Source organism: Kitasatospora sp. NPDC049258 (genome assembly GCF_040678895.1).
In the GTDB taxonomy this organism is placed as follows: Bacteria; Actinomycetota; Actinomycetes; order Streptomycetales; family Streptomycetaceae; genus Kitasatospora.
The window spans coordinates 47065-69389 of sequence record NZ_JBFAQT010000029.1; the positions used below are offsets into that span (position 1 = coordinate 47065).

At 73.1% G+C, this 22325-nt stretch carries 19 protein-coding genes and 1 tRNA gene; 8 read left to right on the forward strand and 12 right to left on the reverse strand.

The annotated features are described in order from the left end of the window. Positions 1 to 13: 13 nt before the first annotated feature. A complete protein-coding gene (locus AB0K43_RS22950; protein ID WP_363642663.1) occupies positions 14 to 1009 on the forward strand; it encodes a ribonucleotide-diphosphate reductase subunit beta in 996 nt (331 codons plus the stop codon). Between the two features lie 68 nt (positions 1010 to 1077). Here AB0K43_RS22950 and def read toward each other — a convergent pair whose 3' ends face one another. The 4 genes from def to AB0K43_RS22970 form a co-directional block, all read right to left on the reverse strand. Then, positions 1078 to 1710 (reverse strand): peptide deformylase, encoded by a 633-nt coding sequence (def, locus tag AB0K43_RS22955; RefSeq protein WP_363642596.1) that lies wholly within the window; start codon positions 1708 to 1710, stop codon positions 1078 to 1080. Between the two features lie 99 nt (positions 1711 to 1809). Then, positions 1810 to 2796, reverse strand: coding sequence for a hypothetical protein (locus AB0K43_RS22960; RefSeq protein ID WP_363642598.1), 987 nt, complete (start codon positions 2794 to 2796; stop codon positions 1810 to 1812). Between the two features lie 106 nt (positions 2797 to 2902). After that, a complete protein-coding gene (locus AB0K43_RS22965; protein ID WP_363642600.1) occupies positions 2903 to 4228 on the reverse strand; it encodes an HD domain-containing phosphohydrolase in 1326 nt (441 codons plus the stop codon). Next, the gene (locus AB0K43_RS22970; RefSeq protein WP_363642602.1) at positions 4225 to 5622 is read right to left on the reverse strand and encodes an HD-GYP domain-containing protein; all 1398 of its coding nucleotides are present in this window, start codon (positions 5620 to 5622) and stop codon (positions 4225 to 4227) included. Before AB0K43_RS22970 ends, AB0K43_RS22965 begins: the two co-directional genes overlap by 4 nt. 415 nt (positions 5623 to 6037) lie before the next feature. Here AB0K43_RS22970 and AB0K43_RS22975 point away from each other — a divergent pair, with 415 nt between their 5' ends. Next, entirely contained in the window at positions 6038 to 7315 is a 1278-nt protein-coding gene (locus tag AB0K43_RS22975) for a carbohydrate-binding protein (RefSeq protein WP_363642604.1), read from the forward strand. An 82-nt stretch (positions 7316 to 7397) separates the two neighbouring features. On the opposite strand, the gene rsrA is transcribed toward AB0K43_RS22975, so the two are convergent. From rsrA to AB0K43_RS22995, 4 genes are all read right to left on the reverse strand, one after another. Then, the gene (gene rsrA, locus AB0K43_RS22980; protein WP_363642606.1) at positions 7398 to 7742 is read right to left on the reverse strand and encodes a mycothiol system anti-sigma-R factor; all 345 of its coding nucleotides are present in this window, start codon (positions 7740 to 7742) and stop codon (positions 7398 to 7400) included. Continuing rightward, positions 7739 to 8485, reverse strand: a complete 747-nt coding sequence (locus tag AB0K43_RS22985; RefSeq protein ID WP_363642608.1) for a sigma-70 family RNA polymerase sigma factor — start codon at positions 8483 to 8485, stop codon at positions 7739 to 7741. Before AB0K43_RS22985 ends, rsrA begins: the two co-directional genes overlap by 4 nt. A 252-nt stretch (positions 8486 to 8737) precedes the next feature. After that, positions 8738 to 9379, reverse strand: coding sequence for an alpha/beta family hydrolase (locus AB0K43_RS22990; protein WP_363642610.1), 642 nt, complete (start codon positions 9377 to 9379; stop codon positions 8738 to 8740). 20 nt (positions 9380 to 9399) lie between these two features. Further along, entirely contained in the window at positions 9400 to 10149 is a 750-nt protein-coding gene (locus AB0K43_RS22995) for an SOS response-associated peptidase (protein WP_363642612.1), read from the reverse strand. 172 nt (positions 10150 to 10321) lie between these two features. Here AB0K43_RS22995 and AB0K43_RS23000 point away from each other — a divergent pair, with 172 nt between their 5' ends. The 5 genes from AB0K43_RS23000 (at position 10322) to hisN (ending at position 14802) form a co-directional block, all read left to right on the forward strand. Further along, on the forward strand, positions 10322 to 11035 hold the full coding sequence (locus AB0K43_RS23000) for a M50 family metallopeptidase (RefSeq protein ID WP_363642614.1): 714 nt from the start codon (positions 10322 to 10324) through the stop codon (positions 11033 to 11035). A gap of 64 nt (positions 11036 to 11099) precedes the next feature. Continuing rightward, positions 11100 to 12419, forward strand: a complete 1320-nt coding sequence (gene aroA, locus AB0K43_RS23005) for a 3-phosphoshikimate 1-carboxyvinyltransferase (RefSeq protein ID WP_363642616.1) — start codon at positions 11100 to 11102, stop codon at positions 12417 to 12419. 16 nt (positions 12420 to 12435) lie between these two features. Beyond that, positions 12436 to 13491 carry a ribosome small subunit-dependent GTPase A gene (rsgA, locus tag AB0K43_RS23010; protein WP_363642618.1) on the forward strand — a complete coding sequence of 352 codons (1056 nt, stop codon included), beginning with the start codon at positions 12436 to 12438 and terminating at the stop codon, positions 13489 to 13491. 113 nt (positions 13492 to 13604) lie between these two features. Next, positions 13605 to 13928, forward strand: coding sequence for a multidrug efflux SMR transporter (locus AB0K43_RS23015; RefSeq protein ID WP_363642620.1), 324 nt, complete (start codon positions 13605 to 13607; stop codon positions 13926 to 13928). Between the two features lie 76 nt (positions 13929 to 14004). Further along, entirely contained in the window at positions 14005 to 14802 is a 798-nt protein-coding gene (gene hisN / locus AB0K43_RS23020; protein ID WP_363642622.1) for a histidinol-phosphatase, read from the forward strand. A 94-nt stretch (positions 14803 to 14896) separates the two neighbouring features. On the opposite strand, the gene AB0K43_RS23025 is transcribed toward hisN, so the two are convergent. Next, positions 14897 to 16375, reverse strand: coding sequence for a catalase (locus tag AB0K43_RS23025; protein ID WP_363642624.1), 1479 nt, complete (start codon positions 16373 to 16375; stop codon positions 14897 to 14899). Positions 16376 to 16477: 102 nt separating this feature from the next. Here AB0K43_RS23025 and AB0K43_RS23030 point away from each other — a divergent pair, with 102 nt between their 5' ends. Continuing rightward, complete coding sequence (locus AB0K43_RS23030; protein WP_363642626.1) at positions 16478 to 16894, forward strand: Fur family transcriptional regulator; 417 nt, start codon at positions 16478 to 16480, stop codon at positions 16892 to 16894. Positions 16895 to 16927: 33 nt separating this feature from the next. Here the strand turns inward: AB0K43_RS23030 and AB0K43_RS23035 are convergent, their stop codons facing one another. The 3 genes from AB0K43_RS23035 to AB0K43_RS23045 form a co-directional block, all read right to left on the reverse strand. Continuing rightward, positions 16928 to 18922 (reverse strand): sel1 repeat family protein, encoded by a 1995-nt coding sequence (locus tag AB0K43_RS23035; RefSeq protein ID WP_363642628.1) that lies wholly within the window; start codon positions 18920 to 18922, stop codon positions 16928 to 16930. A gap of 313 nt (positions 18923 to 19235) precedes the next feature. Beyond that, positions 19236 to 19309, reverse strand: a tRNA-Met gene (locus tag AB0K43_RS23040). Positions 19310 to 19365: 56 nt separating this feature from the next. Further along, the gene (locus AB0K43_RS23045) at positions 19366 to 22317 is read right to left on the reverse strand and encodes a UPF0182 family protein (protein WP_363642630.1); all 2952 of its coding nucleotides are present in this window, start codon (positions 22315 to 22317) and stop codon (positions 19366 to 19368) included. Positions 22318 to 22325: the final 8 nt, after the last annotated feature.

Consider the following 22325-nt stretch of genomic DNA (forward strand, 5'->3'; position numbering starts at 1 on the left):
CGACCGCGAGAAGATGCTGCTCGACCCCGGGTTCGAGCTGACCCTGCGTCCGATGCGCTACCCGTCGTTCTACGACCGGTACCGGGACGCGATCAAGAACACCTGGACCGTGGAGGAGGTGGACCTGCACTCCGACGTCGCCGACCTCGCCAAGCTGAGCGAGGGCGAGCGGCACATGATCGGCCGGCTGGTCGCCTTCTTCGCCACCGGTGACTCGATCGTCGCCAACAACGTGGTGCTGAGCCTCTACAAGCACATCAACTCGCCCGAGGCCCGGCTCTACCTGTCCCGGCAGCTGTTCGAGGAGGCCGTGCACGTCCAGTTCTACCTGACGCTGCTCGACACCTACCTGCCCGATCCCGAGGACCGGGCGGCGGCCTTCGACGCGGTGGAGAACATCCCCTCCATCCACCAGAAGGCGCAGTTCTGCTTCACGTACATGAACGCCGTCGACCACCTGGACTCGCTGCAGTCCAAGGACGACCGCCGGGCGTTCCTGCTCAACCTGATCTGCTTCGCGGCCTGCGTCGAGGGCCTGTTCTTCTACGGCGCGTTCGCGTACGTGTACTGGTTCCGCTCCCGCGGGCTGCTGCACGGTCTGGCCACCGGCACCAACTGGGTGTTCCGGGACGAGTCCATGCACATGGACTTCGCCTTCTCGGTGGTGGACACCGTCCGCTCGGAGGAGCCCGACCTCTTCGACGACCAGATGGCCAAGCAGGTCACCGAGATGCTGGAGGAGGCCGTCGAGGCCGAGCTCCAGTTCGCCCGTGACCTGTGCGGCGAGGGCCTGCCGGGCATGAACACCGAGTCGATGCGGGAGTACCTGCAGGCCGTGGCCGACCAGCGGCTCGCCCGGCTGGGCCTGCCGATCCGCTACGGGTCCAGCAACCCGTTCGGGTTCATGGAGCTGCAGAACGTGCAGGAGCTGACCAACTTCTTCGAGCGCCGGGTCTCGGCGTACCAGGTCGCGGTCGAGGGCTCGGTCGCCTTCGACGACGACTTCTAGACCGCGCCCCACATGCCGAAGGGCCGGTACCGGATCGCTCCGGTACCGGCCCTTCGGCGTGCCGCGGCTCAGTCGTTGGGCACGGTGGCGTAGCGGGCGGTGCCCTCGGCCATCTGCTTCAGGGCGTCCTTGCGGTCGCGCTTGGAGAGCCGGTCGATGTACAGGTACCCGTACAGGTGGTCGGTCTCGTGCTGCAGGCAGCGGGCGAAGAAGCCGGTGCCCTCGACCCGGATCGGGTTGCCGTCCTTGTCCTGGCCGGTGACCGCGGCGTAGTCCGGGCGGGCCAGGTCCATGTACGCGGTCGGCACCGAGAGGCAGCCCTCCGGCGAGTCGTCCAGCACCCGGCGGCCGGCCGGCAGGTCCTCCAGCACCGGGTTGATCACGTGGCCGATGTGGCGCACGCCCTCGTCGTCCGGGCAGTCGTAGACGAAGACCTTCAGGTCGACGCCGATCTGGTTGGCCGCCAGGCCGACGCCCTGGGCCGCCTCCATCGAGACGAACATGTCGTCGATCAGCGCGGCGAGTTCGGCGTCGAAGGAGGTGACGTCCTTGCACTCGCGGTGCAGGACGGGGTTGCCGACCACGGTGATCGGGCGGGCGGTGCCCCGGGAGAGGTCGGGCACCTCACCGATCACCTGCTGGGCCTCGGGCTCGGCGTGGTCGTGCTCGTGGTCGTGCTCGTGGTCGTGCTGGTCCGCCATGGTCGCTTCCGCTTTCGTGGATCTACCGAGATGTACCGCTCAAGGGTACGGCCCCAGGGTCACCGCCGGTCCTTACTCCCGGGAGCCCGCGGCCCGTTCTCAGCAGACCTCCTCCAGATCCCGGTACGCCCGGGTGGCGGGCGAACCGGCCACCCAGCGCTCCAGCAGGATCCGCACCAGCGCCGAGGGGGCGGCGATCCCGCACTCCCGCTCCACCAGCCAGGCCAGCCCGGCGCTGCCCTGGCTCAGGTGGCTCAGGTGGCCGGGGTGGAAGGCGTCGCCGTCGTCGTGCGGGTCGTGGTGCACGGTGCGGCCGTCGTCGATCGCCATCCGGCTCTCCGAACAGGCCCGGCACAGCAGCCGCACCGAGGAGGTCCAGTCCTCGGCCGCGTAGCCGGCGTCGGAGACCAGGCGCTCCAGCGCGTCCCGGTCACCCGCGGTGGCGGCCTGCAGCAGCACCACGTGGGTCGGCACCGGGGAGGGCGCCCAGAGCTCGATCTCGTCGAAGACCGGGTAGGCCACCGAGTCCGCGACCCGCTCGCCGTGCGGGGCGCCGTCGTGCAGCACCACCTCGCCCCAGCGGCGGCCGGAGGAGGGCAGCGGGATCGACAGCACCTCGATCCGGGCCGGGTCGAGCCGGCGGCCCCAGACCACCTCGGACTCACCGTCCGGGGAGAGCCGGACCGGGGTGGTGCCCAGATCCAGCTCGATGGTGCCCTCGGCCGCCGCCGGGCCGCCGGGCAGCCGCAGGCCGTACGCCTGCCAGGCCCGGCGGGCCAGCGGCCAGTCCTGCAGCGCGGTGGCGGTGATCCCGAGGTTCCACCAGTCCGGGGCGCCCTGGCCGCGGTCGAGCAGGGCGACGGCGCGCAGTCCGGCGGTGCGGGACTGCTCCCAGTCCCGGCGGAACTTGTGCAGCAGGGCCAGGTTGAACCAGGAGTCGGAGAGCCAGGGCTCCAGGTCCGCGGCCATCACCAGCAGGGCCCCGGCGTCCTCGTACCGGCCGTCGCCGATCAGCGTGAAGGCCCGGTCGGTCGTCTGCCGCCAGGTGGCAGACGGCCGGTGCCGTGTGCGGTGGAAGATCCTCACGTTCCGTCCCTGCCGTTTGTCGTCACCGGGTCGCCCCGCCTCGGGTGTTCCCGCCACGACCGCATCCAACCACGGCACCCGTGACGCGCGCTTCCCGCGCGGCCGTTCAGTACGGCCCGCCGGCGCTGCCGGGCGCCCCGCCGGGCACCGCGCCACCCACTCTGACCAGGGCGTCCAGCACCACCGGGTCGTACGCCCGGCCGCGCTCCAGCCGAAGCCGCTCCAGTGCCTCCAGGCGCCCGGCCACCTCCGGCAGGCCGGCGCTGCGGGCCGCGGTCAGCAGGTCGTCGTGGGCGTTGGCGACCCGGATGATGCGGGCGGCGACCGGCAGCGAGTGGTCCGGCCGGCCGTCCGGCAGCCGCCCGGGGTCGGCCAGCCTGGCCACCTGCTGCCAGACCTGCCGGGGCACCCCGGTCCGCCGGATCACCTCGCTGCCCAGCCGGGCGATCCGCTGCTGCTCCTCGGCGGGCAGCAGGGCGGTGGCACCGCCCGGCACCGGCTCCACCAGGGACAGCTGGCCGATGTCGTGCATCAGCGCGGCGTCCTCCAGCAGGGCGAGCTCCCGGCTGCCGAGCCCGAGCTCGCGGCCGAGCGCGCACGCGGTGTCGGCCACCCGGCGGGCGTGCCCCGGGGTGGTGTAGCCGGCCACCTCGGTGGCCCTGGCCAGCGCCTCGATGGTCTGACCGGTGGTCGCCCGGGCCGCGGCCGCCCGCCGGAAGGCCGCCCGGGCCAGCAGCAGCGGGGTGCACAGCAGCGGCAGCGCCCACAGCCCGACCTCCCCCGCCAGCAGGCTGAGCAGCATCCCGGTGGCCACGATCGCCGTGCCGATCCCGGCCAGCGAGCGCAGCTCGTCCTCCAGCACCGTGCCGAACCGCCCGCCCGTCCTGGAGTACTGGAGCACGGCCGCCAGGGCCGCGTCGCAGAGCGCCGCCAGCGCGGCCAGCACGATCAGGAACGCTCCGTAGCCGGGACCGGTCAGCGGCAGCCGGTCGATCGCCCCGCTGTTGTAGAGCGGCTGGAAGAGCACCGCCGCGAAGGCCGCCGTCAGCAGCCTGCGGGCCGCCGCGTCCGCCCGGGCCGGCGGCACCCACGGATCGGACCGCCGCCGGCCGCCGCGCACCGCCCGGCGCAGCAGCGCGCCCGCCAGCGTGCCGAGCCCGACCACCGTCACCACCTGCAAGGCGCCGTGCGAGGTCGGCAGCCCGCGCAGCGGGCCGAGCAGCGCGTAGGCGAGGGCCGCGGCGGCGGCCACCGGCGCCTGCTCGCGGTCGCCCGGCAGCACACCCCGGACGCACTCGCCGACCGCGACCAGCCCGACGAAGGCCAGCGCCACCGTGGGCTCGGCCAGGCCGTGCAGGGCGCTGTGCAGCAGGGCCGCCCCGAAGAGTCCGGCCGCCGCCCCGTACAGCACCGCGGGCGCCGTGCCGGTCACGGCGATCCGCCGGAGGAGACCGGGGAGCGCCGGCCGGGCCCCGGCCGGGTCGGCTCGGGCACGCCGAGCGGGATGTCCGGCACCTCGCCGTCCCAGCCGCCGGGCGGGGCCGGTTCGACCTGCCAGTCGTGTTCCGCCAGGGCGCGGACCAGCGCCCGCACCATCACCGGGTCGAACTGGCTGCCCGCGCACCGGCCCAGCTCGGCCACCGCCTCGTCGACCGGGCGGCCGCGCCGGTACGAGCGGGTGGAGGTCATCGAGTCGAAGGCGTCGGCGACCGAGATGATCCGGGCGAACTCCGGGATCCGGGCGCCGGACAGCCCGTCCGGGTAGCCGCGGCCGTCCAGACGCTCGTGGTGGTGCAGGATGCCGTCCCGGGCCTCGCCGAGGAAGGCCAGCTCGCGGACCAGCTCGAAGCCGGCCACCGGGTGCACCTCGACCGCCCGCCGCTCGGCCTCGCTGAGCGGGCCGTTGCGCCGCAGCAGCTCGGTGGCGACCGCGAGCTTGCCGACGTCGTGCAGGGTGCCGGCGAAGTGCAGGGTGCGGATCCGCTCCTCGGCCATCCCGAGCTGGCGGGCGATCAGCACCGAGGCCCGGCCCACCCGCTCGCTGTGACCGCGGGTGTAGGCGTCCTTGATCTCCACCGCCTGCACCAGCGCCTGCACGGTGGCCCGGTGGGCCGCCTGCTCGCGGGACGCCTGGGCGCAGACCCAGGCCGAGATCGACAGCGGCAGCAGCGCCAGCAGCACCGCCAGCGGCCCGTACGAGCCCTGCCAGAGCACCGCGACCATCAGCCCGCCGGCCCCGTGCAGCAGCGCGGGCGCCAGGCAGGCGCCCAGCTCGCGGAGCGATCCGAGCGCCGACCCGCAGCCGGCGAGCCACCGGATGCAGCCCACCAGCACGCCGTTGACCAGGCAGAACAGCAGGACCGCGGCGCAGGCGCCGAGCGCCGCGCCGGGGAAGTGGCAGCCCGCCAGCAGCCTCGGCCCGTCGAGCAGGTGGAAGGCCACGGCCGCCGCGAAGGCGGCGATCGCCAGCTGCGCCGCGTTCCACAGCCGGCGCGGCCCCCGGGGCGGTGCGGTCCGCCCGACCAGCGCGGCCGGCACCGCGATCAGCGCGGCGGCGGCCGGCGGGAGCATCAGCACCCCGGCGAACAGCACCGGGAGGAAGCTGCTGCCGGGACGCCCGGCCGGCTCCACCGGGTCCTGGTCGCGACGGCGCAGCAGCCGCCAGATCCGGGCGCACGGGGTGGGCAGCCCCTGGGCGATCGACTCCAGGCACAGGTGCAGCAGGGCGAGCGGGACCAGCCGCCGGAGGTCGACCGGCCCGCCGAGCCAGCGCGCCGGTGCGGCGACCAGCAGGGGCAGCAGGCAGCAGAGGGCGACGGCGAGCACCGCGACGACGCATCCTGCCACCGCGGGCGGCAGGGCCTCCCGGTCGCGATCACTGGTGATACCGGCCTCCCCACCCCGCGCTCCGCCCATCTGACGTGAGGGCCAGTCAGGAGGATAGGGCGCGGCCGGAGGGCTCGGACGCACGATGCGGGATTGCCGCCGTCGCCACCACCTCAGCTCACCCGAACGAGTGAAACAGCCGCCCCGGCCGAGCAGTTGACCGCTCGTACCCGAGCCGCACCTTAAGAGAAGCCCAAGCCTTGGCCGCGCTCTTGACCCCCGGATGTGGTCCAGTCCATTTTATGGAGCAGCCCGGTCCGCGTCCGGGCCGCGCACCCCGCGCACCGCGCCACCCGCCACCCGCCGTCCCGCGTGCGGGGCGGTCCCCCACACCCCCGCTCGGAGAGGTTCCCCCATGGAACGAAACCGGCTCCGCTCCCCCGTACCCGGTCGGCACCGACGCCGCCGGGGCACCGTGGCCGTCGTCGCCACCGCCGCCCTCGGCCTGCTCGCCGGAGGCGTCGTGGCCTTCTCGGCCGGCACCGACGCGCTCGCCGCCACCGATGCGCTGGGCAGCAACTGGTACGCCTCGGCGCCGTACCTGATGCCCGAGGACAACAGCCCGCCGGACCCGGCCGCCGTGATGGACGCGACCGGGCAGAAGGCCTTCCAGTTGGCCTTCATCCTGGACGCCGGCGGTTGCCGGCCGGCCTGGGGAGGCACCTCCTCGATCGACACCGACACCGCCATGCCCGCGGTGATCCAGAAGATCCGCGCCAAGGGCGGCGACGTCTCCGTCTCGGTCGGCGGCTACGGCGGCAACAAGCTCGGCCAGGGCTGCGGCACCCCGGAGGCGACCGCCGCCGGGTACCAGAAGGTGATCACCAAGTACCAGCTGAAGGCGATCGACTTCGACCTGGAGGAGCCGGAGTACGAGAACACGGCGGCGATCCACAACGAGATCGGCGCCGCCCGGATCCTGCAGCGCGACAACCCGGGCCTGTACGTGTCGATCACCACGGCCGGCACCAACGCGGGCACCGGCTGGTTCGGGACGCAGATGCTGAACGAGGCCAAGTCCCAGGGCTTCACCCCGAACAACTTCTCGATCATGCCGTTCGACGGCGGCTTCAACGGGGCGGCCGCCCAGACCGACGCGCTGGTGAAGTTCAACCAGATCCTGCAGACCACCTTCGGCTGGAACGAGGCCACCGCCTACGCCCACGAGGGCGTCTCGCTGATGAACGGCCGCACCGACGCCGCCGAGTACTTCCGGCAGGCGGACTTCCAGACCGTGCTCGACTTCGCCACCGCGCACAAGCTGGCCCGCTACACCTACTGGTCCGTCAACCGGGACCGCCAGTGCGCCGGCACGGTCGACCCCGGGCTGTCCGGCTCCTGCTCCAGCGTCGCCCAGAACGACTGGGACTTCACCAAGTTCACGGTCCGCTTCGCCGGCGCGACCCCGCCCACCACGCCGCCCAGCAGCCCGCCGCCCACCAGCCCGAGTCCGAGCCACAGCCCGACCCAGGGTGTCTGCACCCAGCCGGCCTGGAGCGCCACCACCACCTACACCAACGGCAACAAGGTCTCGTACCAGGGCCACAACTACCACGCCAAGTGGTGGACCCTGAACGAGGTGCCGACCGCCAGCGGTCAGTGGGGCGTCTGGGCCGACGACGGCCCCTGCTGACCCCACCCGCCGACCTCGCCGAACGGCGCGGGCCGGCCACGGGGGATCCCCGGGCCGGCCCGTGCGCGCGAGAGGCGCGGTGCTACTCGGCGGCGGCGGTCGCCGGGGCGCCGTGCCCGGCCGCCGGTCCGTCGGACGCCTGCGTGGCCGCGGCGGCCGCCGCGGCCCGCTGGCCGGCCCGGATCGAGTCGATCCGCGCCAGCACCTTGGTCCGCAGGTCCACCGGCGTGTCGTCGCAGCCGCAGGACCGCTTGATCAGCGCCTTGATCGCCTGTTCGAGACCGTACTTCTCCAGGCAGGGGGAGCACTCCTCGAAGTGCACCCGCAGCTTGGCGCAGTCGCCCTCGGCCATCTCGTTGTCGAGGAATTCGTAGAGGTGGTCGAGCACCTCGCCACACTCGGTGTCGTGCGGATCGCCGCAGCTCATGAGCCCGCGCCCTTCGCTTCCTGCCCTGCTCCACTGCCCGCCGGGACGAGCCCGCGGTCACGGGCGTAGTCCTCCAGCATGCCGCGCAACTGGCGGCGGCCCCGGTGCAGTCGGGACATCACCGTACCGATGGGTGTACCCATGATGTCCGCGATCTCCTTGTAGGCAAAGCCCTCGACGTCCGCGAGATACACCGCGATGCGGAATTCCTCCGGGATCGCCTGGAGGGCGTCCTTCACATCGCTGTCCGGCAGGTGGTCGAGCGCCTGGGCCTCCGCCGAGCGCAGACCGGTCGACATGTGCGACTCGGCCCGGGCCAGCTGCCAGTCCTCGATCTCCTCCGCCGCGGTCCGCTGGGGCTCGCGCTGCTTCTTGCGGTACGAGTTGATGAAGGTGTTGGTGAGGATCCGGTACAGCCACGCCTTGAGGTTGGTGCCCTCGCGGAACTGGTGGAAGGACGCGTACGCCTTGGCGAACGCCTCCTGCAGCAGGTCCTCGGCATCGGCCGGGTTGCGGGTCATCCGCAGCGCGGCCGAGTACATCGGATCGAGGTACATCAGCGCGTCCCGCTCGAAGCGGTCGCGCCGGGCCTCCTCGCTCTCGTCCGCGGACACCCGGAAGGTGTCCTCACCGATCGCCTCGGCCAGCTCGTCACCGGAGAGCGCCTCGCCCTCGGGCAGGCCCTCGCCAGGACCGCCCACCTCCGGTACGGACTCGTCATCGGTCGCGGCGACCGGACCCACCTCCTCGGCAGTGCGGGCCCGACCCACAGCAGGCGGACCCGAGATGGAGGATATCGGGCTCACGGGCTTCTCGCCCGCGACAAGCCACTGTGACCAGTCGGGGACGAGGGCACCGGGCACCGCTCGCTCCTCCGGCCGCTCGGGGCACGCGATCGAACCCATGGGCTGGGCCACCTTCCACCGGGACTCTGCTGACGGTGGGGTCAACCATCGGACACCGGTCCGCATTCCCGGCCACGGAGGGTCACGCCGTCAGGCCTTCGTCACCTCCGCCAGCCAGCCGCCGACCGTGTCGGTGATCAGGGCGAGGGTCTGCGGCCCGCCGAGCGCGGCGCGCTTGGGCACCTTGAAGCCGTGGCCCGCCTGCGGCACCTCGACCAGGCGGTGGGTGGCCGGCAGCGCCGGGAACTCGGCGGGCGTGCCGAAGGTGTCCGCGCCGCCCTGCACCACCAGGGTGGGCAGGCCGGTGCCCAGCAGCTCCTCGGCCCGGCTCTTCTCCGGGCGGCCCGGCGGGTGCAGCGGGAAGGCCAGCGCCAGCACGCCGGCGGCGCCGCTCGCCAGGCCGGTCCGGCAGGCCACCCGGGCGCCCGCGCTGCGCCCGCCGACGAACAGCGGCACACCGTCCTCGGCCAGCGCCGGGACCACCGGCAGCCAGAGTGCGTCCAGCGTCCTGGGGGGCGGGGCCAGCTTCTTGCCGGCCACCCGCCAGGGCTGCTCGACCAGCGCCACGGTGAAGCCGAGCGGCGGCAGCGCGGCGGCGAGCGCCTGCAGGTCCGCCGCCTCGACGCCGCCGCCGGCGCCGTGGCCGAGGGCGAGGCGGGCCCACGGGCGGCCGGTTGCCTCGAACAGGGTGATCCGGGCGTCGCCGGCGGGGGTGGGGACCAGGGTCTGCACGCGGGGCTCCGGGGTCGGGGTCAGAAGAGGGTGGTGCGGTCCTCGTCGGTCGGCTCGCGCACCAGCTCGGGGCCGTTGTTGCGGATGCTGCCGACGGCGGTGCCCACCGGGTGCACCCGCAGCACGCCGGGGGCGGGCGCCACCAGCAGGCCGCGCAGCTCGTCCGGGTCGGTGCGGGCCGGGTCGAGCCAGGCGTCGAAGCCGCCCGGGTCGAGGAAGAGCGGCATCCGCTCGTGGATCGGCGCGAGCAGCGGCTCCGCCTCGGTGGTGACGATGGTGCAGGTCACCCGCCAGGCATCCGGGTGGTCGCCCGGCACGGTGCGGTCGCGCCAGAACTCGTACAGGCCGGCCAGCGCGAGGACGCCGCCGTCGGCCCGGGAGACGAAGTAGGGCTGCTTGCCCGCCCTGCCCTTGGCGCCGGGTATCGACTGCCACTCGTAGTACCCGTCGACCGGGACCAGGCAGCGGCGGGAGGCGAAGGCCTGACGGTAGGCCGGCTTCTCGTGCACGGTGTCGGCCCGGGCGTTGATCATCTTGACCGCGGTGTCCGGGGAGGCGGCCCAGGCGGGCACCAGGCCCCAGCGCAGCACCCGCAGCTGGCGCACCGGCGCGCGGCCGCCCTTGGGGGTGCGCTCCAGCACCACGAACGCCGGATCGGTGGGCGCCACGTTCCAGCTCGGGGCGAGCGTCTCGGCGGGATCCCACTGCCCCACCCCGAAGATCTCGACCAGGTCCTCCGGCTTGGTGGAGGAGGCGAATCGACCGCACATGGGGATCAGCTTGCCACGCCCGCCCGTTCGGCACGGCGATCTTCCGCCGGTCGGGCCGGCACCCGGGCCGGCCGAGGTCGCGGCGGCCCCGGCAGAACCGGACGCTATCGCCGGGCCGTCCTGGCATGGGAGGCTGCCGCTCCGGCAGTGGACCTAGGGACGGGTGGTGAGGATGGACTACGCGGACGTGTGGCACCGGGTGGTGGACCCGCAGCCACTGCCACCGGGCTGGCTCGCGCTGGCCGCCGCCGGGATCGCCCTGCTCGCCGTCCTGCCCGGCCCGGCCTGGCGGCTCAGCCGGAACGTGGTGACCATCGCGCACGAGGGCGGGCACGGCCTGGTCGCGCTGCTCACCCGGCGCCGGCTGTCGGGCATCCGGCTGCACTCCGACACCTCGGGGCTGACCCTCTCCTCCGGGCCGCCGACCGGCCCGGGCATGATCCTCACCGCGGCGGCCGGCTACACCGCGCCCTCGCTGCTGGGCCTGGGCGGGGCCGCGCTGCTGGCCACCGGGCGGATCACCGCGCTGCTGTGGATCGCCATCCTGCTGCTGGCCGGCATGCTGATCATGATCCGGAACGCCTTCGGGGTGCTCTCCGTGGTGGTCACCGGGGCCGCCTTCGTGCTGGTCTCCTGGTACGGCGGCGACCAGCTCCAGGCCGCCTTCGCCTACCTGGGCGTCTGGTTCCTGCTGCTGGCCGGGGTCCGGCCGGTGGTCGAGCTCCAGCGCAAGCGCCGGTACGGCGGGGCCCCCGACTCGGACGCCGACCAGCTGGCCCGGCTGACCGGTGTCGGCGCGCTGCTGTGGGTGGCGCTGTTCCTGGTGGTCTCGCTGGTCTGCCTGCTGATCGGCGGCGGCTGGCTGCTGGAGTGGCCGGCCCGCTGAGCCGCTCCCGGCACGCCCCGGGCACCGCACCGGCGGGTACACCCACCACCCCTAGACTTGCCGCATGACCGACTCCCTGTGGCCCGCCCCCGTCGCCACCGCCACCGTCGATGCGACCGTGACCATCCCCGGCTCCAAGTCCGCGACCAACCGCGCGCTGGTGCTGGCGGCGCTCGCCGACGGCCCGGGCTGGGTCCGCCGCCCGCTGCGCAGCCGCGACTCGCAGCTGATGGCGGACGGCCTGCGCGCGCTCGGCGTCGGCATCGAGGAGACGGTCAACGCGGCCAGCGGCGGCACCGGCGGCGGCGAGGCCTGGCGGGTCATCCCGGCCGGCCGGCTGCGCGGCCCCGCCCAGGTGGACGTCGGCAACGCCGGCACCGTGATGCGCTTCCTGCCCCCGCTCGCGGTGCTCGCCGACGGCGCGGTGCACTTCGACGGCGACCCCCGAAGCTACGAGCGCCCCCAGCACGGCGTGATCGACGCCCTGCGCGCCCTCGGGGCGCGGATCGACGACGGCGGGCGCGGCGGCTTCCCGCTCACCGTGCACGGCACCGGCTCGCTGGACGGCGGCGCGGTGGAGCTGGACGCCTCCTCCTCCTCGCAGTTCATCAGCGCCCTGCTGCTCTCCGGCGCCCGCTACAACAACGGCGTGGAGATCCGGAACATCGGCGGCAGCGTGCCCTCGCTGCCGCACATCCGGATGACGGTCGACATGGTCCGCAAGGCCGGCGGCCAGGTGGACGCCCCCGAGGACGGCGGCGAGAAGGACGTCTGGCGGGTCACCCCCGGCGCGCTGATCGGCCGTGACCTGGTGGTCGAGCCGGACCTCTCCAACGCCGCCCCGTTCTTCGCCGCCGCCCTGGTCACCGGGGGCCGGGTGGCCGTCCGGGACTGGCCGAAGCACACCTACCAGCCGGGCGACCAGCTGCGCGAGATCTACACCCGGATGGGCGGCAGCTGCCGCTTCACCGACGAGGGCCTGGAGTTCACCGGCACCGGCCGGATCCACGGCATCGAGGCCGACCTGCACGACGTCGGCGAGCTCACCCCGGTGATCGCCGCCGTGGCCGCGCTGGCCGACTCCGAGTCGCACCTCTACGGCATCGCCCACCTGCGGTTGCACGAGACCGACCGGCTGGCCGCACTGGCCAAGGAGATCAACGACCTCGGCGGCGACGTCACCGAGACCGAGGACGGCCTGCGGATCCGCCCGCGCACCCTGCACGGGGGCGTCTTCCACACGTACGAGGACCACCGCCTCGCCACCGCCGCCGCCGTGCTCGGCCTCGCGGTCAAGGGCGTCGAGGTGGAGAACGTGGCGACCACCGCCAAGACCCTTCCGGACTTCCCGCAGATGTGGGCCGACCTGCTGGGCCAGAGCTGACGGGAAGTAGGACAGCATGCGCCGCTACGGCAAGGACGCCGACGAGGACGACATCCGCAACCGCCCGGGCCGCAAGGGCTCCCGGCCGCGGACGCGGATCCGGCCCAAGCACGAGGACGCCGCCGACGCGATGATCCTCACCGTGGACCGGGGCCGGCTGACCTGCCTGGTGGACGCGGGCACCAAGCAGGAGCGCCAGGTCATCGCGATGAAGTCGCGCGAGCTGGGCCGCAAGGGCGTGGTGGTCGGCGACGTGGTCAACGTGGTCGGCGACCTCTCCGGCGAGCCGGACACGCTGGCCCGGATCGTCCGGGTCGAGGAGCGCAGCTCCGTCCTGCGGCGCACCGCCGACGACGACGACCCGTACGAGCGGATCGTGGTCGCCAACGCCCAGCAGCTGGCCATCGTCACCGCGCTGGCCGACCCGGAACCGCGGCCCCGGCTGATCGACCGCTGCCTGGTCGCCGCGTACGACGCGGGCATGGAGCCGCTGCTGGTGCTCACCAAGTCGGACCTGGCCCCGGCCGCGCCGCTGCTGGAGTCGTACGCCCCGCTGGGCATCCAGTACGTGGTGACCCGGCGGGACGAGCTGGCCACGGCGGGCGCGGAGGCGGTCCGCGAGCATCTGCGCGGGCGCTCCACGGTCTTCATCGGGCACTCGGGCGTCGGCAAGACCACCCTGGTCAACGCGCTGGTGCCGGAGCACCAGCGGACCACCGGCGTGGTCAACGCGGTGACCGGCCGCGGCCGGCACACCACCGTCTCGGCGCTGGCGCTGCGGCTGCCGCCGCCGCCCGGGGCCAAGCCGGGCTCGAAGAAGGCGCTCGACCCGGGCTGGGTGATCGACACCCCGGGCTTCCGCTCCTTCGGGCTCTCGCACATCGACCCGTCCCGGGTCATCCTCGCCTTCCCCGACCTGGAGCCCGGCACCGTCGACTGCCCCCGCGCCTGCAGCCACGACGAGCAGGACTGCGCGCTGGACGCCTGGGTGGCGGACGGCCACGCCGATCCGGCCCGGCTGTACTCGCTGCGCCGGCTGCTCTCCACCCGCGAGGCGGGCGAAGGGGACTGACCCCGGCCGAACACCGTTCGGCCGGTCGGAGGTGTCAGGGGCCGCCACCCTGGTGATCATAAGAAGGTCGGACCGTCCGGTCCGGCACCACCAGGTGGCAGGGAGTCAGCTCGATGCCATGGGCCATGGTGATCCTCGCCGGTCTGCTGGAGACCGGCTTCGCGGTCAACCTCAAGCTGAGCCACGGGTTCACCAAGCTCTGGCCCACGGTCGCGTTCTGCGCCTTCGCGCTGGGCAGCTTCGGGCTGCTCACCCTCTCGCTGAAGTACCTCCCGGTGGGCAGCGCCTACGCGGTGTGGACCGGCATCGGCGCGGCCGGCACCGCCGTGTACGGGATGGTCTTCCTGGACGAGTCCAGCAGCACCCTGAAGCTGATCTCGATCAGCCTGGTGATCGCCGGGGTGGTGGGCCTCCAGATCAGCGGCAGCGGGCACTGATCCGACCATCGGATCGGTCCCGTCCGCTGTGCGAGCCGTGGTGCCGGGAAGCCGGGCGGCTCGCTATCGTTCGGGCATGGCCGACTACCACGACGATCTCCGACTTGCCCACGTCCTCGCCGACTCGGCCGACTCCATCACCATGGAGCGCTTCAAGGCACTGGACCTCAAGGTCGAGACCAAGCCCGACCTGACCCCGGTGAGCGACGCCGACAAGGCCGCCGAGGAGCTGGTGCGCAGCGTGCTCCAGCGGGCCCGGCCACGCGACGCGGTGCTCGGCGAGGAGTACGGCCTGCAGGGCACCGGCCCGCGGCGCTGGGTGATCGACCCGATCGACGGCACCAAGAACTACGTCCGCGGGGTGCCGGTCTGGGCCACCCTGATCGCGCTGCTGGAGGAGGGCGTGGACGGCGAGCTGCAGCCGGTGGTGGGCATCGTCTCCGCCCCCGCGCTGAACCGCCGCTGGTGGGCGGCCAAGGGGCTGGGCGCGTACGCCGGGCGCAGCCTGGCCAAGGCGAGCCGGATCTCGGTGTCGGGCGTGGCCGACCTCGGCGACGCCTCCTTCTCCTACTCCTCGCTCACCGGCTGGGAGGAGCGCGGGCGGCTCGACCCGTTCCTCGACCTGACCAGGGCCTGCTGGCGTACCAGGGCGTACGGGGACTTCTGGTCGTACATGATGGTCGCCGAGGGCGCGGTGGACATCGCGGCCGAGCCCGAGCTGAGCCTGTGGGACATGGCGGCGCCGTGCATCGTGGTGCAGGAGGCGGGCGGCCGGTTCACCGGCCTGGACGGCTACGACGGGCCGAACGGCGCGGACGCGGTGGCCACCAACGGGCTGCTGCACGAGGAGACGCTGCGCCGGCTCAGCGTCTGAGCCCGACGTCCGGCACCTGACGCGGCGGTCACGAGACGGTCGCGGGCCCGGGAGCAGCGGTGCTGCGCCCGGGCCCGCGGCTGCTGAGCGGCCGTTACTTCTGCTTGCGCAGCTCGCGCACGGCCTCCGCCAGGCGCCGGCCGTAGTCGGCGTCGGCCCGGCGGAAGTTGTCGATCGCGCGCTCGACGATGTCCTCGCGGTCGGCCGAGACCTTGGCGATGAAGCCGGCCAGGTTGGCGATCAGGCGCTGCTTCTCCTCCTCGGAGAAGAGCCGGTAGAGGGTGCCGGCCTGGACGAAGTCGTCGTCCTCGCTGTGCGAGGGCGCCTCGTGGGTGCCGGTGGCGCCGGTGACCGGGAGGGCCGACCAGAGCGGCCGGCCGGTCTGCACCGGGCCGCCGAAGCTGTTGGGCTCGTAGTTCTTCCGGCGGCCGTGGCGGCCGTCGTAGAGGTGGCCGTCCCGGTGGTTGGTGTGCGCCTCGGTGGCGTGCGGGCGGTTCACCGGCAGGTGGTCGGCGTTGATGCCGACGCGGTAGCGGTGGGCGTCCGCGTAGGCGAACAGCCGGCCCTGGAGCATCTTGTCCGGGGACGGGCCGATGCCGGGCACGAAGTGCGCCGGGGAGAAGATCGACTGCTCGACCTCGGCGAAGACGTTGTCGGGGTTGCGGTTGAGCTCCAGGCGGCCGATCTCGATCGGCGGGTAGTCCGCGTGCGGCCAGACCTTGGTGAGGTCGAACGGGTTGAAGCGGTAGGTCGCGGCGTCGGCGGCGGGCATGATCTGCACCTGCACCGTCCAGCTCGGGAACTCACCGCGCTCGATCGCCTCGCGCAGGTCGCGCTGGTGGCTGTCCGGGTCCTCGCCGGCGAGCGCGTTGGCCTCGGCCTGGGTGAGGTTGCGGATGCCCTGGTCGGTCTTGAAGTGGTACTTGACCCAGAAGTGCTCGCCGGCCTCGTTCTGCCACTGGTAGGTGTGCGAGCCGTAGCCGTTCAGGTGGCGCAGCGTGGCGGGGATGCCGCGGTCGCCGAACAGCCAGGTCACCTGGTGGGTGGACTCGGGCGACAGGCCCCAGAAGTCCCAGACGTTGTCCGCCTCCTGCGAGCCGGTGTACGGGTCGCGCTTCTGGGTGTGGATGAAGTCCGGGAACTTGACGGCGTCCTTGATGAAGAAGACCGGCGTGTTGTTGCCGACCAGGTCGTAGTTGCCGTCCTCGGTGTAGAACTTCAGCGCGAAGCCGCGGGGGTCGCGGACCGCGTCCGCCGAGCCCAGGTTGCCCGCCACGGTGGAGAACCGCAGGAAGGTCTCGGTCTGCTTGCCGACCTCGGACAGGAAGGTCGCCCTGGTGTACGGGGTGACGTCGGCGGTCACCGTGAAGGTGCCGTACGCGCCCGCGCCCCGGGCGTGCACCACGCGCTCCGGGATGCGCTCGCGGTTGAAGTGGGCGAGCTTCTCGAAGAGCTGCTGGTCCTGGACGAGCGCCGGGCCGCCCGGGCCGGCCGTCTCGGTCTGCTGGTTGTCGGCGACCGGTGCGCCGGCCTCCGTGGTGAGGGTGGGCCGCAGGTGGTCCTGGGTGGTCATGGCGTGCCTCCGCGTGGTCCGGTCGTGACGAATCGATCCTAGCTTGGACATTGTCCAAGTCAAGAATGGATCCTGGTTAAGAGCGTGCCTTACCCTTGGGCCATGAGTGACCTGCTGGAAAGACTCCGGACCCGCGGCTGGCGGCTGACCTCGCAGCGGCGCGTCGTGGCCGAGGTCCTCGACGGCGAGCACGTCCACCTCACCGCGGACGAGGTGCACGCCCGCGCGGTCGAGCGGCTGCCCGAGATCAGCCGGGCCACCGTCTACAACACGCTGGGCGAACTGGTCGGCCTGGGCGAGGTGCTGGAGGTCGCCACCGACGGCCGGGCGAAGCGGTACGACCCCAACGCCCACCACGCGCACCAGCACCTGGTCTGCTCCGGCTGCGGCGCCATCCGCGACGTCCACCCCCAGGGTGATCCACTCGCCGCGCTGCCCGCCACCGAGCGCTTCGGCTTTGTCATCTCGGGCGCCGAGATTACCTACCGCGGCCTGTGCCCGGACTGCGCCCGCCCCTGACGGGGCGTCCGGCGCCCGCTGCGGAGCTCCGCCTCAGGCGCTGAGCTCGGCGTTCAACGCCCCGAGCAGGCGCCCCGCGCGCTCGGCGACCTCGGCCGGCCCGTACTCCGCCGCCCGGCGGCACCAGTTCTCCGCCTGCACCGGCTCGCCCCGGCGCAGCGCCAGCAAGGCCAGTCGGAGCGCCGCCCGCCCGTGCCCGGCGTCGGCCGCCCGGGTGTACCAGAGCACCGCCTCGGCATCCGAGTCCTGACGCGCCAGCAGCAGCCCGAGGTTGAAGGCCGCGCTCCGGCTGCCGGCCTCCGCCGCCCGGCGGTACCAGCTCTCGGCGATCTCCAGCGCCCCCCGCTCGGCGGCCCGCACGCCCATCCGGACCTGGGCCCGGCGGTGCCCGGCGTCGGCCGCCGTGGCGTACCAGTGCTCGGCCTCCGCGTCGGCGTCGCCGCGCCGGTCCAGCGTCGAGGCCAGCCGGAACGCGCCCTCGGCCGAACCGCCGGCCGCCGACTGCCGGTAGCGCTCCAGCGCGGCCGTCAGGTGGCCGCGCTGCTCCTGGGCCACAGCCAGCTGGAGCGCGGCCTCGCCGTGCCCCTCGGCGGCGGCGCGCGCGTACCACTCGTGCGCCTGCTGCTGGTCGCCGCGCCCGGCGTGCAGGACGCCCAGGTTGAAGGCGCCGTCCACGCTGCCGGCCTCGGCGGCCTTGGAGAACCAGGGCTCGGCCCCGGATTCGTCCCCGCGCTGGAGCAGGATCACGGCCAGCGCGTTGCAGGCCTCCCGGTGCCCGGCGTAGGCGGCCCGGCGGTACCACTGCTCGGCCTGCGCCTCGCGGCCGGCCCCGGCACAGAGCAGCCCGAGGTTGAAGGCGCCGTTGTGGTCGCCGGCCTGCAGCGCCATCCGGTACCAGCGCTCGGCCTCGGCCGAGGCGCCCCGGCTCGCGTGCAGCGCGCCGAGCGCGTTCGCCGCGGTGCCGTCGCCCGCCTCGGCGGCCTCCTGCCACCACTCGGCGGCGGCGGTCAGGTCGCCGGTGTCGCGCAGCAGGAAGCCCAGCGCGCAGGCCGCCCGGGCCTCGCCGTTCTGCGCGGACTGCCGGTACCAGCGGGCGGCCTCCTCGACCAGCGCCGGATCCTCCTGGGCCCGCTCCTCCAGCAGCACGCCCAGCCGCAGCGCCGCCCGGGCGTGGCTGCGCGCGGCGGCGGTGCGGTACCAGGTCTCCGCGGTCTCCTTGTCGCCGGCGGCCTCCCGCATCCGGGCCAGCCGGTACGCGGCCTCCCGGTGCCCGGCGTCGGCGGCGGCCTTGAACCAGCGCTCGGCCCGGACGTCGCGCCGATGCTCCATCAGATCGCCCAGGGCGTAGGCCCCGAGCGGGTGGCCGTGCTCGGCCGCGAAGTGCAGCCAGTACTCGGCCGCCTCCTCCTCGCCCTGGTCGCGCAGTTGGAGCCCGAGCGCGTGCGCCGCCGGGGCGCTGCCGGCCACCGCCGCCTGGCGCCACCACTGGGCGGCCTCGGCCCGGTGGCCCTGCTGGTGCAGCAGCACGCCGAGGTTGTTGGCGGCGGCCCGCAGCCCGGCCGCGGCGGCGGCGCGCAGGTACGGCTCCGCGTCCGCCAGGTCGCCGCGCCGCAGCAGCAGCGCGCCGAGCTGGCTGGCGGCGTTGGCGTCGCCCGAGTCCGCGGCCCGGCGGTGGCGGGACTCCAGGGCGGCCTGCTCCCGGGCGGCCAGCGCGCTCTCGAAGCTGGTGGCGTCCGGGTCGGCATCGCTGCCGGGGTCGGCCGCGGTGGGCGCCGAGCCGGGCGCGTAGGAGCCGATGGCGTCGACGAGTTGCTGGGCGGAGACGTGCACCAGGCTCTCCGGGCCGTAGCCCTCGGACCTCGGGGCGGTGCGGGCGGTGGCGCGCTGGGCGGGCAGGGCGGTGTGCGTGTCGTCGGGGCCGATCGCCCAGCCCTCGGTGTCCGCCTCGATACCGTGGTCGACACCCTGGTGCGCGCCGCGGTCGGCCGCGGCTCCCGCTCCTCGCTCGTTCCTGCCGATCAGCTTCATGCCGACTCCCGCTCCCCCAGAGTGCTGCGGCATCGTCCCCCAGGGACGTGGGTGAGTCGACGACCCGTCAACGGCCGTACCGCGTCCCCCATGTGCTCCATCGTCGCATCACCCGCAACCCGCGTACACCTGCCCCGGCCGAATTTGGCGGGGCGGGGCCGAAGCCCGGCGAGATTGCTTCAGCGCTTTGTCGATTTCCCGACACATGCCCCCCACAAACCCCGGTCAGGCATCGTACCGGAGTTGATCACCCCTTTGGCCACTCATGGCGAAGGCCCGGAGGATCTGATCCTCCGGGCCTTCTGCTACTGAGTAGCGGGGACAGGATTTGAACCTGCGACCTCTGGGTTATGAGCCCAGCGAGCTACCGAGCTGCTCCACCCCGCGTCGGTGACTGAACAGTAGCACGGACGCGGGGCAGATCATCAATCGGTTGCCGCAGCTCAGCTGCCGGGCGAGGGCGAGGCGGTCGGCGCGGGCGAGGCGGGGGCGCTCGGCGAGGGCGCCGGCGCCGGCGTGGAGCCGGGCTTCTGCTGCGCCGCGGCGGCCCGGTTGATCGCGTCCTGGAGCGCCTTCTGGGCCTCGCCGTACTTGGCCCAGTCGCCGTTCTTCAGCGCCTCCTGGCTGTCGTTGTACGCCTTCTGGGCGTCCTGGATGGCCTTGGTGACCGCCGGGTCGGCCGCGGTGCCCGGGGTGGTCGGCGTGGTCGGCGTGGTGGTGCCGGGCGTCGTCGGCGTGGTCGGCGCCGTCGGGGTGGTCGGCGTGCCGGCCGCCGCGTTGCCGAACACCTTGGCGAGCGCCTTCTCCAGGGTGTCCTCCAGGGCGACGTTGTCGTTGCCGTACACCGCGAGGACCTTCTTCAGCACCGGCACCCGGGCACCGCGCCCGATCAGGTAGACCGGCTCGACGTTGAGCAGGCCGCCGCCGACCGGGAGGGTCAGCAGGTTGCCGTACTCGATGTCGGAGTCGGTGCCGGTGCGCAGCAGGGTCAGCTGGTTGGCCACCGACTGGTCGGAGTTGAACTTCGCCTGGGTCAGCTTGGGCCCGAGCGCGCCGGAGCCGCTCGGCACCTTGAGGATCCGGATCTTCCCGTAGTCCGGGCCCGGGTCCGCGCTGACCGCCATGAAGGCGGCCAGGTTGTCCCGCCCGCTCGGCACGAAGCTGGTGGTCAGCGAGAAGCTGGCCGCCTGCGCGTCGGGCATCCGCACGGTCAGGTAGTACGGCGGCTGGACCTCACCGGTGTTGGTGGTCGGGTCGACCGGCACCTGCCAGATGTCCGTGCCGTTGAAGAAGCCGCTGGCGTCGGTCATGTGGTACTGCGAGAGCAGGTCGCGCTGCACCTTGAAGAGGTCCTGCGGGTACCGCAGGTGCGGCATCAGGGCGGCGGGGATCTCGCTCCTCGCCTTGACCGTGTCGGGGAAGGCCTTCATCCAGGTCTTCAGCACCGGGTCGGCGTCGTCCCACTGGTAGAGGGTGACCTCGCCGGTGTAGGCGTCGACCGTGGCCTTCACCGAGTTGCGGATGTAGTTGACCGTGTTGACGGCGGTCAGCGTGCGGCCGCGCTGGTCGGTCAGCGAGTCCTTGGTGACGTCGCCCAGGGTGGTCTTGGAGGAGAACGGGAAGCCGTCCGAGGTGGTGTAGCCGTCCAGCACCCAGACCAGCTTGCCGTCCTGCACCACCGGGTACGGGTCGGCGTCGATCGACAGCCACGGCGCGACCTTCTCCACCCGCTCCTTGGGGGTGCGGTCGTAGATCACCTTGGCGCCGTCGGCGATCGCGCCGGAGTAGAGGATCTGCGGCTCGGCGAACTTCACCGCGTAGGCGGCCCGGGTCAGCGGGTTGTCCAGCGAGACGCCGCTGCCGCCGGTGTACTTGTAGGTCTCCGCGGCGCCCGACTCCGAGGTGTAGTCGATCTCCTCGTTGGTGCCGCCGACGATCGAGTAGGTGCTGCTCTTCTCGCCGTAGTAGACCCGCTGCTGGTAGTCGCCGAGGGTGCCGGTGGTCGGCAGCGAGGACTCGGTGTAGACCGGGTTGCCCAGCCCGTCCACCTGGTTGCCCTTGGCCGCGACCAGGCCGTAGCCGTGGGTGTACTTGAAGTGGTCGTTGATCCAGTTGCGCTGCTGCACCCCGCCGAGGTCCAGCTCGCGCACGCCGACCACGGTGTCCTGGCTGCCGTAGCGGTCGACGTCCAGGGTCTTGGGGAAGGCGTAGTACTTGCGCAGCGCCTCGTTCTGCTGGAAGGTCGGCGCCACCACGTTCGGGTCCAGCAGGCGGATGTCCGCGATCGTCTGGGCGTCCGGCTTCAGCGCGTCGGCGCTGGTGGTGCCCTTCGGGTCGTAGCTCTGGGTCTGGCTGTCGGCGATGCCGTACGCCTGGCGGGTGGCGTCGATGTTCTTCTGGATGTACGGCGTCTCCTTGGCCTGCTCGTTCGGCTTGACCTGGAACTGCTGCACGATCGCCGGGTAGACGCCGCCGATCAGCACCGCGGACAGCGCCATCAGGCCGAAGCCGATCAGGGCCGGCGCCCAGGTGCGGCGGATCGGCGTCAGGAAGAACAGCAGCGCGCAGATGATCGCCACGAAGAACAGGATGTTCTTGGCCGGCAGGAAGGCGTTGGCGTCCACGTACCGCAGGCCGGTCCAGCCGTCCACGCCCTTGTAGGAGCCGGACTTCACCGCGAGCGCGTACCGGTCCAGCCAGTACGCCACCGCCTTCAGCAGCACGAACACGCCGAGCAGCACGGCCAGGTGGCCCTGCGCGCCGGCGCTGGCCCGGCGGCCCGGGCCTTGCAGCCGCAGGCCGCCGTACAGGTAGTGCACCAGCAGCGAGGCCAGCAGCGAGACGATCACCGCGCTGAACGCGAAGCCCAGCAGGAACTCGTACCAGGGCAGTTCGAAGGCGTAGAAGGAGACGTCCAGGTGGAACTGGCTGTCCTTGACCCCGAACGGGGTCTCGTTGGTCCACAGCATCCAGGTCCGCCACTGACCGGAAGCGGCGGCGCCGGCGACCAGCCCGATCAGCAGCGAGACGCCGACCAGCAGCCACTTCTTGTACGGCGCGACGCCCATCCGGTAGCGGTCCAGGCTCTGCTGCTCCACCGACATCGCGGCCAGCGGGGGGCGGAGCCGGTACGCCAGCCAGAGGTTGGCCCCCACGATCACGGCCATCAGCAGGCCGAAGACCGCGAACAGGCTCGCCCTGGTCCACAGCTGGGAGGTGAACACCGAGGAGTAGTGGACCGACTTGAACCACAGCCAGTCCGTCCAGACACCGGAGAACATGACGAACAGCAGGAACAGCAGCGCGAGCACGCCTGCGGTCAGCAGGAGCACCTTGGTGCGACGGGAGGGCGGGCCGACTCGGGCACGGAACCCCGGGCCCGGGCGATCCGGCATCTGGAATA